This is a genomic window from Stenotrophomonas sp. PD6, assembly GCF_049199305.1.
Lineage (GTDB): Bacteria > Pseudomonadota > Gammaproteobacteria > Xanthomonadales > Xanthomonadaceae > Stenotrophomonas.
Genome location: NZ_JBLZQD010000019.1, coordinates 34,060 through 48,479 on the forward strand (window position 1 = coordinate 34,060; position 14,420 = coordinate 48,479).

Consider the following 14,420-nt stretch of genomic DNA (forward strand, 5'->3'; position numbering starts at 1 on the left):
GGCCATTCAAGTCGTCATTTTAAGGCCAGAAGCCCCCGATGCCCGCATTGATTCGCATCTCCAGCGTTCTGCTGCTGTCCCTGGTTGCCGCCAACGCCGTCGCGGCGGCGCCTCGGGCCCCTGCGGGCAAGACCGCGACGGCCGAACCGGCCTCGCTCACCCCGGTCATGGCCGGCGAGTTCGCGCTGCAGGCCGGCAAGCTGCCCGAGGCCGCGCGCTGGTACCTGGAGGCCGCCGAGGCCGGTCGCGACGACGCGGGCCTGGCCGAACGGGCCACCCGTATCGCCATGCTGGCCGACGATGACACCCGCGCCGCGCGCGCCCTTGCCCTGTGGGAGCAGCGCGCGCCGCGGACGCTGTCCATGCGCAGCAGCGCCGCCTCGCTGGACCTGCGCAAGGGCGATGTGAAGGCCGCCCGCACCGAGCTGGCCGCCCTGCTGCGCGATCCAGACCCGCGTGGCTGGAAGTTCGCCCTGGCCGCCCTGATCGGCGGTGGCCGCGATCCGGCTGCCGCGGCCGACGTGCTGGCCCTGCTGGTCGACGACAACGCCATCCCGAACCAGCTGGAGCCATGGCAGGAGTTCGGCCGGCTGTCGATGCGCATGGAGCGGCCGGAACTGGCCCGGCGCATGGTTGATGAGGTGGTGCGGCGCTTCCCGAACGAACCGCGGGTGGCACTGTTGAATGCCAGCATGCTGTTCCAGTCCGGCAAGGCCGACGAGGCCTTGGCCGCGCTGCGCACGGTCGAACCGCGGCTCGAGCAGGACCCCGAACTGCGCAATGCGGTGGCGATTGCCTACGACGCCATGGGCGATGCCCGTTCGGCTGCGCGTGTGCTCGCGGTGGGCCCGCAGAACGTGCAGACCTGGGGCATGCGTGCCTCGCTGCTGGCCAAGCAGCAGGACGATGCCGCGCTGTCCGCGCTGTATGCCGACCTGTCCAAACAGGCCACCAAGCCCGACCCGGCGCAGCGCCTGCTGCTGGGCAAGATCGCCGAGTACCTCAAGCGCAACGCCGAGGCGGTGGACTGGTACCACAGCGTACCCGGCGGCCAAGAGCGGGCCGAGGCGCGATTGCGCGCGGCCAACGCGCAGTACCTGCTGGGGCGCACCGACCAGGCCTTCGCCGAGGTGCATGCGATCCAGTCCGATGCCAGCGTCGATGACGAGGCCCGTCGCGATGCCTACCTGCTAGAGGCGGAGCTGCGCCAGCGCGGCAACGACCTGCCGGGTGAGCTGGATGCGCTGGCGCGTGGCCTGGCCGCCTATCCGGACGAGAACGGGCTGTTGTATGCCCGCGCGCTGGCCTGGGAGCGCCGCGACGATGTGCCGCGTGCCGAGGCCGATCTGCGCAAGATCCTGGTCACCGAGCCGGAAAACGTGGCCGCGCTCAACGCGTTGGGCTACACCCTGGCCGACCGCACCACGCGCTACCAGGAGGCCCTGGAGCTGATCGACCGCGCACGCGTGGCCGAGCCGGACAATGCGGCCATCGTCGACAGCTACGGCTGGGTGCTGTATCGCCTGGGCCGCAACGAAGAGGCCCTGGTGCAGCTGCGCCGCGCCTGGACGCTTGCCAAGGACCCGGAAATCGCCGCCCACGTGGGCGAACTGCTGTGGGTGCTCGGCCGCAAGGACGAGGCGCGGCGCTTCTTCGACGAGGCACGCAAGCTGGACCCTGAGAACCGCGCACTGCAGCGCGTGATCGAGAAATACGGCGTATGAATCTGTTTTCCCTGAAGCTCGCCCTCGCGGCGGGCGTCGCGTTGTCGCTGTCGGCCTGCGTGTCGCTGGACGAACGCAAGGCCCCGGCCGCGCCGGGCGTGGTCACCACGGTGTCGAGCGCGGCGCAGCAGGCCGAAGCCGCGCGCGTGGACGCCGTGCGCGCACAGCCGGACTGGTCGTTCCAGGGCCGGGTGGCGGTCAACAAGGGGCGCAACGGTGGCAATGGCCGTATCGACTGGCAGCAGCAGTCGCGCCAGTACGTCATCCAGCTCAGTGCACCGGTGACCCGGCAGAGCTGGACGCTGAGCGGCGACAGCCAGCACGGGGGCGGCCGGCTGGAAGGTCTGGACGGCGGCCCGCGCCAGGGCGACGACGCCCAGCAGGTATTGCTGGAGGCCACCGGCTGGGATATTCCGGTGAACCAGCTGCCGGACTGGGTACGTGGCCTGGTCGCCGCCGATAGCACAGCGGCCGAGCAGGTCGAGCGGGACGCCGAGGGGCGCCCGCGCCGGGTGCGCCAGAGCGGTTGGGAGATCCAGTACCTGGACTGGTACCCGCCCGAGGGCGACCGCCCGGTCCTGCCGCGGCGGATCGAAGCGGTCAATGGCGACGCAAAGGTGCGCCTGGTCGTGGACAGCTGGGCGCTGGGCAGCCCATGAGCGGCGTGGACCTGAACGCGGGCTGGTCGTGGTGGCCGGCCCCGGCCAAGCTGAATCTGTTCCTGAACATCACCGGCCGCCGGGCCGACGGCTACCACCAGCTGCAGACGGTGTTCCGGCTGCTGGACTGGGGCGACCGGATTCGCTTGCGGGTGCGTGACGACGGCCAGATTCGCCGTGATGGCCCCTCCATCGCGGGGGTGGCCGAGCAGGACGATCTGGCGGTGCGTGCGGCCGTTCTGCTGCAAAAAACAGTCAAGATCGCGCAAGGTGTCGACATCGGCATCGAAAAGCATATTCCGGCCGGCGGTGGCTTCGGCGGCGGCTCGTCCGATGCGGCCACCGTGCTGGTCGCGCTCAATCGCCTCTGGGGCGCGGGCCTGGACCAGGACGCGCTGGCGGCGCTGGGCCTGCAGCTGGGCGCCGACGTGCCCGTGTTCGTGCGCGGCCGCAGTGCGTGGGCGCAGGGCATCGGCGAACAGCTCGCGCCGATCGCGCTGGCGCCGGCCTGGTATGTCATCGCCGACCCCGGCGTTCACGTGCCCACCGCAGCCCTTTTCGGTAGTCCCGATTTGACGCGCGACGCCCCAGAAGCGAAAATAGCGGACTTCGCTTCCGGGTCTTTGCTCGGGAATGCGTTCGAGCCGGTACTGCGCCGTCGCGAACCTGCCGTTGAGGCAGTGCTCATCGCGTTGGACAGGATTGGCCGGGCACGACTCACCGGGTCGGGAAGCGGTTGTTTCGTCGAGTTCGCCACGCGCGCTGCTGCAGAGCAGGGCCTGGCGCGGTTGCCGAAGGAACTGCGGGCATGGGTGGCTGCGGGCGTGGAGCGCTCGCCACTGCTTGATGTACTCGAGCGTTATTGATTTTGATGCAGGGGCGTCGCCAAGAGGCCCAAGGCACCAGGTTTTGATCCTGGCATTCGGAGGTTCGAATCCTCCCGCCCCTGCCACTTGCGGACGTCGACCGCGTTCCATGCGCATGCTGCGCGGACACGGTTGACCGGCCGCGGTGTTGTCACCGCAGACGTCCTCGGGCGCCGGCGGCAGAGTTCCTCGCCAATCGCTCCCGCCCGAGACCGTCATGATGCAAGAACACCCCAACCTGCTGGTTTTTTCCGGCAACGCCAACAAGCGCCTTGCACAGAGCATCTGCAAGGAACTGGGGGTGCGACCGGGCAAGGCGTTGGTGTCGCGCTTCTCCGATGGTGAAGTACAGGTCGAGATCGAGGAAAACGTCCGCAAGCAGGACGTCTTCGTCATCCAGCCGACCTGCGCGCCCAGCGCCGAGAACCTGATGGAACTGCTGGTGCTGATCGATGCGCTCAAGCGCGCCTCGGTCAACAGTGTCACCGCCGTGGTGCCGTATTTCGGCTACTCGCGCCAGGATCGCCGCATGCGTTCCTCGCGCGTGCCGATCACCGCCAAGGTCGCCGCCAAGATGTTCAGCGCCGTGGGCGCCGACCGCGTCCTGACGGTGGACCTGCATGCCGACCAGATCCAGGGTTTCTTCGACATGCCGGTGGACAACGTGTACGCGTCGCCGCTGCTGCTCGCCGATATCTGGCGCGCGTACGGCACCGAAAACCTGATCGTGGTGTCCCCGGACGTGGGTGGTGTGGTGCGCGCGCGCGCCGTCGCCAAGCGCCTGGATGACGCCGACCTGGCGATCATCGACAAGCGCCGTCCGCGCGCCAACGTCTCCACCGTGATGAACATCATCGGTGACGTCGAAGGCAAGACCTGCGTGATGGTCGATGACATCGTCGACACCGCCGGCACCCTGTGTGCGGCCGCCGCGGCGCTGAAGGCGCGTGGCGCCCTCAAGGTCGCCGCGTACTGCACCCACGCCGTGCTCTCGGGTCCGGCCGTGGACAACATCAACAACTCCCAGCTCGATGAGCTGGTGGTGACCGACACCATCCCGCTGCGTGAAGAGGCGCGGGTGTGCAGCAAGATCCGCCAGCTCAGCGTGGCGGAAATGCTGGCCGAAACGATGCGCCGCATCGCCTTCGGTGAGTCGGTCAGCTCGCTGTACGTGGATTGATTCGCTTTTCCTGGCGGCCGGCAACGGCAGCCAGGGCCCCGGGGACATCTGGTCGCGGATGTTCCCTTCATCGCCAAGCCACTCCGGCAAGGCAACTACTGGTAGAAGTAAAATGTCGAAGACCCATGAAATCAAGGTCACCAAGCGTGAACTGCAGCGTAAGGGTGCGAGCCGCCGCCTGCGTCACGCCGGTGTGATCCCGGCCATCGTGTACGGTGGCAACGCCGAACCGGTCGCCATCAGCCTGGACCACAACGCCATCTGGCTCGCCCAGCAGAACGAGTGGTTCTACTCGTCGATCCTGAGCCTGAACCTGGACGGCAAGATCACCCAGGTCCTGCTGCGTGACATGCAGCGCCACCCGCACAAGCAGCTGATCATGCACCTGGATTTCCTGCGCGTGGACGCCAATGCCGTGCTGACCGCCAACGTGCCGCTGCACTTCATCAATGAAGACAGCTCGCCGGCCGGCAAGGCTGCCGACATCGTGGTCACCCACGAACTGAAGGAAGTGACCGTCAGCTGCCTGCCGAAGGACCTGCCGGAATCGATCGACGTCGACCTGGCTGAGCTGAAGGCAGGCGATGTGGTCTACCTGTCGGACATCAAGCTGCCGAAGGGCGTCGAGATCCCGGCCCTGGCCCAGGGCAAGGACCACGACGATGCGATCGTCACTGCCAAGCACGGCAAGGTCGACGCCGCCGACGAAGAAGCACCGGCTGCAGAGTAAGTAGTGCGGCGCCTGTCCTTCGGGGCGGGCGCCGTTTCTGTATGTGCCGGCACAGGGCCGGTACCGACGAAGAAGAGTGATGACAGGATTGCGATTGATCGTTGGTCTGGGCAACCCCGGATCCGAGCACGCCCAGACCCGGCACAATGCCGGGTTTCGTTTCATTGACGCCCTGGCCGACCAGGCTGGCGCGCGCTGGAGCGTGGACAGCAAGCTGTTCGGCGAGACCGCCAAGGTCGACATCGCCGGTCAACCGGTGTGGCTGCTCAAGCCCGCCACCTTCATGAATCTCAGTGGCAAGTCGGTCACCGCCGCACAGCGTTTCTGGAAGATCGAGCCGGAAGAGACCCTGCTCGCGCACGATGAGCTGGATCTGCCGCCTGGCGTGGCACGGCTCAAGTTCGATGGCGGCCATGGCGGCCAGAACGGCCTGCGCGACACCATCCGCCTGCTCGGCCACGGCAAGTTCCATCGCCTGCGCATTGGCATCGGCCATCCCGGTCACAAGGACCGCGTGGTGCCGTGGGTGCTCGGTCGTGCCAGCAAGGACGATGATGTGCTGATCGGCCATGCGGTGGACGATGCGATCGATGTGTTGCCGCTGGCAGTGAAAGGCGATTTCAGCGAGGCGATGAAGCGCCTGCACACCCCGAAGTAGCAATTGCGTACCGACCAACGGTCGGTACCCACCCGGTAGGTGCCCACCGTGGGTGGGTACGGATTGATCGGAACTGATTGGTAAAACGGCGAACACACCGCGTCGGTTTACCAATCACTTTCACCCCAGAGGTTGTCAAAGATGGGTATCAAATGCGGCATCGTCGGCCTGCCCAACGTCGGCAAGTCGACCCTGTTCAACGCGCTGACCAAGGCGGGCATCGCCGCGGCCAACTTCCCGTTCTGCACCATCGAGCCGAACGTCGGCATCGTGCCGGTGCCGGATCCGCGCCTGAATGAGCTGGCGGCGATCATCAACCCGCAGAAGGTCATTCCGACCGCCGTGGAGTTCGTCGACATCGCCGGCCTGGTCGCCGGTGCCGCCAGCGGCGAAGGCCTGGGGAACAAGTTCCTGGCCCACATCCGCGAAGTGGATGCGATCACCCACGTGGTGCGCTGCTTCGAGAACGCCGACGTCATCCACGTCAACAACAAGGTCGACCCGCTGTCGGACATCGACACCATCGACACCGAGCTCGCCCTGGCCGACCTGGACAGCGTCGAGAAGGCGCTGAACCGCGCCGAGCGTGCCGCCAAGGGCGGCGACAAGGAAGCGGCCGCACGCAAGCCGGTGCTGGCCAAGCTGCAGGCCGCGCTGGCCGACGGCAAGGCCGGGCGTAGCGCCGGGCTGGACGAGGAAGAGAAGGCGCTGGTCCGCGACCTGTTCCTGCTCACCCTCAAGCCGGTGATGTACATCGCCAACGTGCTGGAAGACGGCTTCGAGAACAACCCGCACCTGGACGCCGTGCGCGCCCGTGCCGCCGAGGAAGGCGCGCAGGTCGTGCCGGTGTCGGCCGCGATCGAAGAAGAGCTGTCGCAGCTGGACGACGCAGACCGCGATACCTTCCTGGCCGACCTCGGCCTGAGCGAGCCGGGCCTCAACCGCGTGATCAACGCGGCGTACAGCCTGCTGGGCCTGCAGACCTACTTCACCGCCGGTGTGAAGGAAGTCCGTGCGTGGACCGTGCGCAAGGGCGCCACCGCGCCGCAGGCCGCCGCCGTGATCCATACCGACTTCGAGAAGGGCTTCATCCGCGCCGAAACCATCGCGTATGACGACTTCATCAAGTACAAGGGCGAAGCGGGTGCCAAGGAAGCCGGTCGCCTGCGCCTGGAAGGCAAGGAGTACCGCGTCCAGGAAGGCGACATCCTGCACTTCCGCTTCAACGTCTGACCCAACGCCCCGCCCCGTGCGGGGCGTTTTTGTTTGGACAATAATTCACCACGCCCCGAAACCATTGCGGCGCAACGTCCAGCGGAGTTGTCCACAGCAAACCCCCATGGCTTTCCACGCACGCTGTGGAAAACGGGATGCAGACGCCAGCCTGCGCTGGTGATTATTTCACCATGCGTTGGAAAGCGTTGTCGGGCCAGCGTCAGCCCGGCTTATCCACATGATTCTCCCGCTTCTCTCCACACGTGTTGTGGAGAACGTTGGCGTCGCCATGTCCCGCGCCAGCCACGCTATGCGTGGCTGCATTCCCCGGCGCACCCCATAAACAAGACGCCCACCTTGCGGTGGGCGTCTGTACATCACCAGCTGAAGGAAACCCCCAACTGCGCGCTGGTATCGCGGAACCCGTCACTGCCGGTCTGGTAGCCCATCTGGCCCCACCCCCGCCAACCGCGGGACAGGTTCACCTGCACACCGGCCTTGGCTTCGTAGATGTCGCCCGGCAGGTCGCGCCGCATCGCTTCACCGTCCACCGCGATCTCGGACGCGGCGCCACCGGACCACCAGTTGATCGCCACGAACGGATGCACGTCGCCCTGCTTGGGGGTCAGTGCACGGGAGTAGAGGCGCGCACCCACCCGCGTTGTGGTGCCGCCGGCGCGCAGGCTCTCCACCGCGGTGCCATTGGCCTCCACGACCGTATCGGCGTCGAAGTGGTTGTGGATCACCTGCACCTGCGGTTCCAGATACAGCGCACGCTCCGCGTTCTGCTGCAGCGGCAACACGTAGCCGGCTTCCACCGAACCGCTCCAGTTCTCGGAGCGGTAGCGTTCCTTCGCCAGGCCGTCACCGTGCACGCTGTTGCGGAAGCGGGCGTACTGCAGCCAGCTGTCCACATACGCGCCGCGCTGCATGTCCGCGTTCTGCAGCCAGGTGCCATACACGCCCACGCTGCTGCCGGTGACTTCACCGCGTGCGCGGTAGCCGGTGACCTTCGAAACGGCGTCGCTGCTGGCGTGGCCATAGCCGCCCATCACGCCCAGCTGCAGCAGCCCGTCCGTGCCCGTGTCGAGATCACGGCCTGCGCCCATCAATACGCTGCTGGTACGGCTGTCCACGTCCACCTGGCCACCCGCGGGGTGGTTGTCCAGGTTGCCACTACGCACCATCGCCCAGCCCATCGCACCGGTGGCATCCTGCGACCGCAGGCGCGTGCCGGGATCGCCGGCACGGTCGTGCAGGCCTTGCTGGAACATGCGCAGCGCGGTGGATTGGTTGGCCAGGTACGCTGCCGGTTCGGGACGTTCCACCTTGGGGGCCGGCGGCACCGGGGTAATCGGGGTCGGCGGGTCCAGTGGGTCGGTTGGATCCACCGGAATGGTCGGATCGACAGGCGCGGTCGGGTCCACGGGGTCGACGGGATCGACGGGATCGACGGGATGGACCGGATCGACCGGATCGACTGGGTCCACAGGATCGACCGGATCCACAGGATCGATCGGCGCAACGTACTCCGAGCGCAGGTACCAGTTGCCGTCATCGGGCGTGGTCACGCCGCCCTTGTGCAGGAAGTAGTCGTACGCGCCGGCCACGGCGCGGCCCTGCAACACGAACTGCGCATCGGACTGACCGTCCACCTGGATCAGACGGATGCCCTCGCTCGTCGGCGCGCCGATGCCGCCAGCGTTGTTCACGCTTACGTTCGCCATGCCGGTGCTGTTGCCGTGGATCACCAGCTGGTCGCCCGGCGAACTGTCATCGCCCAGCTGGCGGTTGAACAGCCAGCTGCCGCCGTTGCCGGCGTAATCACCGGTGATGGTCAGCGTCTTGAAGTCATTGGCGGTGGGCGCAACAAACGCGATGCTGCCGGCATGCGACAGCGTGCCCACCGTGGAATCGCCGCGCACATTCCACTGGGTCCCGTCATTCATCGCCAGCGACGCGACGTGGTAACCACTGTCCGCGCGCAGCGCGCCGGTCAGCACGCTCGCGTTGGTCAGTGCCATCTGCACGTTGGCGGTGGCACTGTCCACCACCACGTCGCCCGTCAGCTGGCTGTTGTCGGCGTTGAACACAATGTCCGAGGTGGCGACCGAGCTGCCATCGGTGAACACCGTGTCGCTGACCCGCAGCAGGCGGCCACCCTCCAGCGCACCTGCCTTGCGCGCCACCACGTCGGTATTCGTGAGCGTGACGCTCTGGTTGCTGCCCTGCAGCCACAGTGCGGGCCCGTCCTGCGTCTGCAGTTGGCTGTTGCTGAAGGTCACCCGGTCCCAGTAGGGGCCGAACACGGTGATGTAGGACCGGTACGCGCCGGCGTTGGCACCTTCGGCGCTCACGGTCAGGTTGTCGGCCGTGAGCGTGGCGGTGTTCATCTGCACGATGCCGTACGACGCCCCGCCCAGCGTGGTGATGGTGCTGTGGGACAGCCAGGCATCGGCGGTGCCGCCGCCCACGAACACGCCGCCGCCGCCGTCGCCGTGCGCGGTCACGTCCACGTTCTGGGCCATGATGCGCGAGGACTGGGTCGGCGGCGTGCTGCCCGTCGCGCGCAGCCCGTAGACGCCCGCGCCATACGTGTCGATGCTACCGCCCGAGATCTGTGCCGTGCCGCCCCATACGTCCACGCCATGGCCGTAGCCGTTGGTGCCGTAAGTGCTGAGGCGGGTGTCGATCAGGTAGGCGGAGGACGCGTCGCTGCTCAGCCACACGCCTGACTGACCGTCGCGTACCGTGATGTCGGAATTGGTGGCTCTGAACTGGCCCCAACTGTTGACGTTGACGGCGTACCCACCGGTGGACGACAGCCGGGTGTCGGTGATCTCCGCCGCCGCGTACTGATTGGTGCTGCCCAGCAGGCGTATGGCGTCGCCGTTGGCGGTGGAGCTGCCACCGTCGATCGTGACCAGCGCGCTGGCACCGACGTCGTAGTAGGCGCCCGATACGTCCACGTCCTTCAGGGCGAGCACCGTGCCAGCGCCGCTGGCGGACAGCCGGCCGTTGGTCACGCCCGAGCCGTTCGGCGCGAAGTTCATCGCCAGCGATTCGAGCGACATCAGTGCGCCCGCGCTGACCTGCACGGAACTGTTGACGGCGGCGTTGACGGTGGTGCCATTGAGGTGCAACGCGCTGTCGGCGCCGGACGCGGTGAGCACCGAGCCGGCACTGCTGACGCTGCCGCCGGTCATCCAGATCGCGCCACCGGAGGTGGCGTTGATCGAGCCGAAGCCGGACGCATTGCGATAGGCATCGATGACCAGGTTGTTGGTGCGGATGACGCTGCCCGCGCCGTTGGCGTTCAGGGCGTACACCACGATGGCGGTGCCGTCGCCCAGCTTCAGGCGGCCGCCGTCGATCTGGACGCTGCCGCCGGCCTGTGCGGCGATGCCGCTGCCGCTGGCGCCGGTCACCACCAGATCCAGGTCAGCGGCAACCAGCGACGCATCCTGGCCCTGCGCGGTCAGCGCATAGCTGCTCCCGGTGTGGCGTACGGTGTCGCCGCTCACCAGCTGCACGGACTGACCGGCGCCGGCAAGGATGGGCGCGGTGTAGTCGGTCGCTCCGGCCGGAGAGGCGGAAAGCAACGCAACGCTCAAGCCGATGCAGGCGGGCAGTATCGCGCGCGAAGCGCCCCCACTACGGCCACGGCGCTTGGCCAGTTCGGAGGTCACTCTGCAACCGCCATTCACAGGGTCGCGCACCACTCGGTAGATGTTGTTCATACGGTTCAGCTCTGCTCACGGGGCGGCCACGTACAGGACGAAGCCAGTGCGCACAGGCTAGGGAGCAGGGCCCCTTCGAAGAATCAGGCGCGTCTTAAAGCGCCGCGACCCTCGGTGCCGCATTCAGCTGCGGTAGTCCTACGTGTAGATGCTGATCCGCGTTACAGAAAAAGCTCTGATTGCAGGCAGTACGCGATGAGCTCCTGGTCGGAACCGGTGCCAAGTTTGCGCATGGCGCTGACCTTCTGCGTGCTCACCGTCTTGCTGCTGCGGCTCAGACTCCTGGCAATGCTGCTCACGCTGAGGCCGGCGGCGAACAGGCGAATCACTTCAAACTCGCGCGGCGAGAGCGTCGTTGCGCGGCCCTCAGACAGCGCTGGCGAGTGGTACACGCATTGTTCAAGCATGGCAGACAGTGCGGCGTGGAATTCGCCGGGATCACCGCTCTTGAGCACCACGCCGCTGGCGCCTTTGCGGTACATGGCCGCGATGATGGACGGGTTGGATACCATCGTCAGTACCAGCATCCGGCAGGCTCGAAAATTCTGACTGAGATACGAGATCAGCTTCAGTCCATCGCCCACGGTGCCGTCGCCGGGCATGCTGTAGTCGGTGACGACGATGTCCGGCGCATGGGCCTGAACCAATCCGATCAGTCCTTCCGGGCTCTGCGCCTGTCCCACCACGCGGAAGCGGGAGTCCCGATCAATCATCTTGCGGATGCCGGCCAACACAATGGGATGGTCGTCGGCAATTGCGATCGTGGTCTTCATGATTGTCACCCTGCTCGAGTGCGCATTTCATTGGAACATTGAGGGCGGTCGGTAGCCGCCCCGCGGATGCTTCTGCGGCGTAGATGACGCTGCGGGGGAAGAAGCGTGATGAAGGGAAAGATCCTAGAAACAGCACCGGCAAGCGAACATCAGGTACACCCTAAAACCAGAAATGGCTCCGCGGTCATGATGGTTTGGGTTCATGTTCATGAAATGGTGTTCGTTCGACTCGCTCTTCTCCATGCGAGCGAAACGTACAACCCCTTGCAGCGGTGCGAGATGGTCGACGGGCTGCGTACTGGCAGCAAAGGGCGCGGGCTAACAAGTAGGTTGCGTCTGATTCCAACGCTGCCCTGTGGGTCGTAGCCTGTCGATCTACTGCCTACCCGGTATCCAGTGCCCCATGTCTCTTGCATACGTCATCATCGGTTCAAATGACACCGCCCAGGCACGTGCTTACTACCACGCCGTGTTGCCACTTCTGGGAGCTGTCCTTGCCAGGGACTTCATGCCGCAGGGTTTCATGTATGCCCTGCGCGACGGCGGTCGCATCGGAGTCACGAGGCCCTACGACGGCTGGACCGCGACGCCAGGCAACGGAAGTACAGTGGGCCTGCTCTGCAGCAGGGAAGCCGAAGTGCAACTGGCCCATGCAACAGCGCTTGCCAACGGCGGCATCAACGAGGGTAGTCCGGGGCCTCGTCCACAGTACGGCCCGAACTTTTAGGGTGCGTATGTGCGGGACCCTGACGGGAACAAAACCTGCTTCGTCTACTACGGCGAGATTCCCGCTTAGTCCGGGCAACGCACCTTCTCCCCACAACACATGCGGTACTGCTCTTGGAAAATGTCATCGATCTTGTCCGCTATCTGGGTAGGACGCCTCCAGACCCGATGCTCAACGTTCTTTTCTCCAGGCTCTCGTTGCAGCATCCACCCCTCGTGATGGATGAGGAAGTGGAGGTTCGTTGCTGCAGTCATGCAATGGGCATCGAGCTGGTTTTTCGCAAGCAGCGTCCCTCTGATGCTCCGCTTCTTTGGGGTATTCGCTTCTATGATGCAGGACATCTTGGTGTTTCCGCCTACGCGGGCAGCGTTGTGGATGACATCACGCTGCGATCGAGACAGGAAGATCTGATAAGAGCGTTCGGCGCGCCGCGAAATGCAACCCGCGGCAATGACGATCGTGCCGGCGTCGCGGGTACATCGGTACGCACGCTCAAGTGGGACGCGTTGGCGTATTCGCTGATTGCCGACGTGCGAGCGGGCGGTCAGCTGTCGCGACTCAGCATCCGGCTTCCAGTGGCAATGCAGATCGGACGCAGCTGATGTTCAACCTGCAGGTTGCCTCGTAACATTGCGGGCAGATTCAGCAGGCGGAACATGATCGCCGTCGGTTCAACGCCTCTCTCCAGCGCCGACCAGCCAGCAGCCTCGCGACCCCCCCCCAAGAACCGTCCTCGGCTGCTGGTTGGAAGGCGCACTTCCCTGGCGCCATCCACCGCGGCGCCATGCACCACTTCACAGGTCACGTTGCCATGAAGGCAAAGAATGCTTTGGGGATACTCGTGCTCGCTGGCGTGATCATGCTTAATATCGAGGCAGTCAGCCACGTCGACCATCCGGCGTCGCAGCACATGGTCATCGTGCTGGAGCGCGATGGCTGGGATGAGGCGGATCGCCTGCATGCCTACGCCATGAGCATCCGCGAGATTCTTTCCGGGGCAGTGAAGTCGAGCCTGCTCCCGGACCAAACGCAGGTGACGTTCGTAATGACGTTGCCGCACCCGGCGAATCCATCCGGCAGCGCAGGCGCCCAGTCGAAAGATAACGTTCTTCGCCTGCTGGTGCCGCGTGACCAGATCCCGAGTTTCCTGGCTGATACGGAGCGACCGGTCGTGTCGGCATTGTTCCGCCACGCGCGGGTGGAATTTTCTGGACGGTACGGCGCGATGCAGTGACGGAAACGGCGGTGGGGCAGGGTGCCCAGATCGGCGTCAGGCGTGTCTGGTAACGAGGTCACCAGGGGGGCTCGTCCGCGGGGAGCGGGCCGGCAGGAAGCGGCGGGCCTTCGGGCCCGCCGTTCTCCTTTCGAGATTGCCTGCCTTCATGGTTTCAGGGGGCGACGTGTTTCAGCTGCGTGCCGTGCACGTCTCGTTGCGACGCATCCATCGATGCCATCCGATCGGCGATGCCCCGCAGGTGTTTCGGCAAAGGAGACGGTGTGGAACTCACCAGAACGCTGACTGTGACCGCGGGGTGCACACTCGCCCTTCCCGTGATGGTGCGTCGCGTTGCGGGATTCGCCTATTGCAGGGTCATCAGTCGCGAGCCGAGCATGGGTGGGGCGTTCCTGGTGGAAGTGTTCAACCACGTTTCCAAACGCAGGGATGACGCGCAGAACGCGATCAGGCAGCGGCGACTGTTCGATCCCGTCCTCGCGTCATTCATCTTCTTCGGAACGCACCCATGCTGGAGGATTGTCCTCAGGCAGCACAACTTCAGCAAGCAGGATGCGGGCTACAACAGCGTGAAGATTGCCTACAACAAGGGGCATCCTCCGCAGCTCTGGCAACGTGGAAAGAGCCGGGTGGTGAAGGCATCTGAACTGGAAGGGGTTGAGCCCGCGATAGTGTGGATACCTGCCCAACTGGAGGAGCGGGTTGAGGTCGAGCTGCTTGGTGGGAAGCTCCCGGCGAGGTAGGCAGCGTCGGGTGATGGCGGAGGGAAATTGGGATCCGTCTGATTGTTGCGCCGGTGGGTCTCCAATAGATTTGCCGGATATGCGGCGCAGGACGTTCGCTTATCTGGGTGTCGATCATCAACGCTGACTCGAGAAACAAGGTATGACGCCGTCCATTCAAGCTCTCAACGT

The 14,420-nt window shown here is 65.6% G+C and carries 12 protein-coding genes and 1 tRNA gene; 11 read left to right on the forward strand and 2 right to left on the reverse strand.

Features of this window, described 5'->3' with window-relative positions:
* The first annotated feature begins 38 nt into the window (after positions 1–38).
* The 8 genes from ACOZHM_RS18995 (at position 39) to ychF (ending at position 7,050) form a co-directional block, all read left to right on the forward strand.
* Positions 39–1,724 (forward strand): tetratricopeptide repeat protein, encoded by a 1,686-nt coding sequence (locus ACOZHM_RS18995; RefSeq protein ID WP_421570864.1) that lies wholly within the window; start codon positions 39–41, stop codon positions 1,722–1,724.
* The gene (gene lolB / locus ACOZHM_RS19000) at positions 1,721–2,383 is read left to right on the forward strand and encodes a lipoprotein insertase outer membrane protein LolB (protein ID WP_421570865.1); all 663 of its coding nucleotides are present in this window, start codon (positions 1,721–1,723) and stop codon (positions 2,381–2,383) included. The genes ACOZHM_RS18995 and lolB overlap by 4 nt, the downstream gene beginning before the upstream one ends.
* Positions 2,380–3,249, forward strand: coding sequence for a 4-(cytidine 5'-diphospho)-2-C-methyl-D-erythritol kinase (gene ispE / locus ACOZHM_RS19005; RefSeq protein WP_421570866.1), 870 nt, complete (start codon positions 2,380–2,382; stop codon positions 3,247–3,249). Before lolB ends, ispE begins: the two co-directional genes overlap by 4 nt.
* A gap of 9 nt (positions 3,250–3,258) precedes the next feature.
* A tRNA-Gln gene (locus ACOZHM_RS19010) sits at positions 3,259–3,335 on the forward strand.
* A gap of 134 nt (positions 3,336–3,469) precedes the next feature.
* Positions 3,470–4,429 (forward strand): ribose-phosphate diphosphokinase, encoded by a 960-nt coding sequence (locus ACOZHM_RS19015; RefSeq protein ID WP_026070235.1) that lies wholly within the window; start codon positions 3,470–3,472, stop codon positions 4,427–4,429.
* Positions 4,430–4,541: 112 nt separating this feature from the next.
* A complete protein-coding gene (locus ACOZHM_RS19020; protein WP_421570867.1) occupies positions 4,542–5,159 on the forward strand; it encodes a 50S ribosomal protein L25/general stress protein Ctc in 618 nt (205 codons plus the stop codon).
* Between the two features lie 79 nt (positions 5,160–5,238).
* A complete protein-coding gene (pth, locus tag ACOZHM_RS19025; protein ID WP_421570868.1) occupies positions 5,239–5,817 on the forward strand; it encodes an aminoacyl-tRNA hydrolase in 579 nt (192 codons plus the stop codon).
* 141 nt (positions 5,818–5,958) lie between these two features.
* Positions 5,959–7,050, forward strand: a complete 1,092-nt coding sequence (gene ychF / locus ACOZHM_RS19030) for a redox-regulated ATPase YchF (RefSeq protein ID WP_421570869.1) — start codon at positions 5,959–5,961, stop codon at positions 7,048–7,050.
* Positions 7,051–7,409: 359 nt separating this feature from the next.
* On the opposite strand, the gene ACOZHM_RS19035 is transcribed toward ychF, so the two are convergent.
* Together ACOZHM_RS19035 and ACOZHM_RS19040 are read right to left on the reverse strand one after the other, a co-directional pair.
* Entirely contained in the window at positions 7,410–10,772 is a 3,363-nt protein-coding gene (locus tag ACOZHM_RS19035; RefSeq protein WP_421570870.1) for an autotransporter outer membrane beta-barrel domain-containing protein, read from the reverse strand.
* 161 nt (positions 10,773–10,933) lie between these two features.
* Complete coding sequence (locus ACOZHM_RS19040; RefSeq protein WP_421570871.1) at positions 10,934–11,545, reverse strand: response regulator; 612 nt, start codon at positions 11,543–11,545, stop codon at positions 10,934–10,936.
* An 840-nt stretch (positions 11,546–12,385) separates the two neighbouring features.
* Between ACOZHM_RS19040 and ACOZHM_RS19045 the strand changes: the two genes are divergently transcribed.
* The 3 genes from ACOZHM_RS19045 (at position 12,386) to ACOZHM_RS19055 (ending at position 14,249) form a co-directional block, all read left to right on the forward strand.
* Entirely contained in the window at positions 12,386–12,874 is a 489-nt protein-coding gene (locus tag ACOZHM_RS19045; protein ID WP_421570872.1) for a hypothetical protein, read from the forward strand.
* A 209-nt stretch (positions 12,875–13,083) separates the two neighbouring features.
* A complete protein-coding gene (locus tag ACOZHM_RS19050; protein ID WP_421570873.1) occupies positions 13,084–13,506 on the forward strand; it encodes a hypothetical protein in 423 nt (140 codons plus the stop codon).
* A 263-nt stretch (positions 13,507–13,769) separates the two neighbouring features.
* The gene (locus ACOZHM_RS19055; RefSeq protein WP_421570874.1) at positions 13,770–14,249 is read left to right on the forward strand and encodes an Imm26 family immunity protein; all 480 of its coding nucleotides are present in this window, start codon (positions 13,770–13,772) and stop codon (positions 14,247–14,249) included.
* Positions 14,250–14,420 lie beyond the last annotated feature (171 nt).

What these genes read in the sequence shown, in the direction of transcription:
- ACOZHM_RS18995 (WP_421570864.1), top strand. Translation starts at nt 39, where the DNA reads ATGCCCGCATTGATTCGCATCTCCAGCGTTCTGCTGCTGTCCCTGGTT.
- ACOZHM_RS19040 (WP_421570871.1), bottom strand. Translation starts at nt 11,545, where the DNA reads ATGAAGACCACGATCGCAATTGCCGACGACCATCCCATTGTGTTGGCC.
- lolB (WP_421570865.1), top strand. Translation starts at nt 1,721, where the DNA reads ATGAATCTGTTTTCCCTGAAGCTCGCCCTCGCGGCGGGCGTCGCGTTG.
- pth (WP_421570868.1), top strand. Translation starts at nt 5,239, where the DNA reads ATGACAGGATTGCGATTGATCGTTGGTCTGGGCAACCCCGGATCCGAG.
- ychF (WP_421570869.1), top strand. Translation starts at nt 5,959, where the DNA reads ATGGGTATCAAATGCGGCATCGTCGGCCTGCCCAACGTCGGCAAGTCG.
- ACOZHM_RS19020 (WP_421570867.1), top strand. Translation starts at nt 4,542, where the DNA reads ATGTCGAAGACCCATGAAATCAAGGTCACCAAGCGTGAACTGCAGCGT.
- ACOZHM_RS19050 (WP_421570873.1), top strand. Translation starts at nt 13,084, where the DNA reads ATGAAGGCAAAGAATGCTTTGGGGATACTCGTGCTCGCTGGCGTGATC.
- ACOZHM_RS19035 (WP_421570870.1), bottom strand. Translation starts at nt 10,772, where the DNA reads ATGAACAACATCTACCGAGTGGTGCGCGACCCTGTGAATGGCGGTTGC.
- ispE (WP_421570866.1), top strand. Translation starts at nt 2,380, where the DNA reads ATGAGCGGCGTGGACCTGAACGCGGGCTGGTCGTGGTGGCCGGCCCCG.
- ACOZHM_RS19015 (WP_026070235.1), top strand. Translation starts at nt 3,470, where the DNA reads ATGCAAGAACACCCCAACCTGCTGGTTTTTTCCGGCAACGCCAACAAG.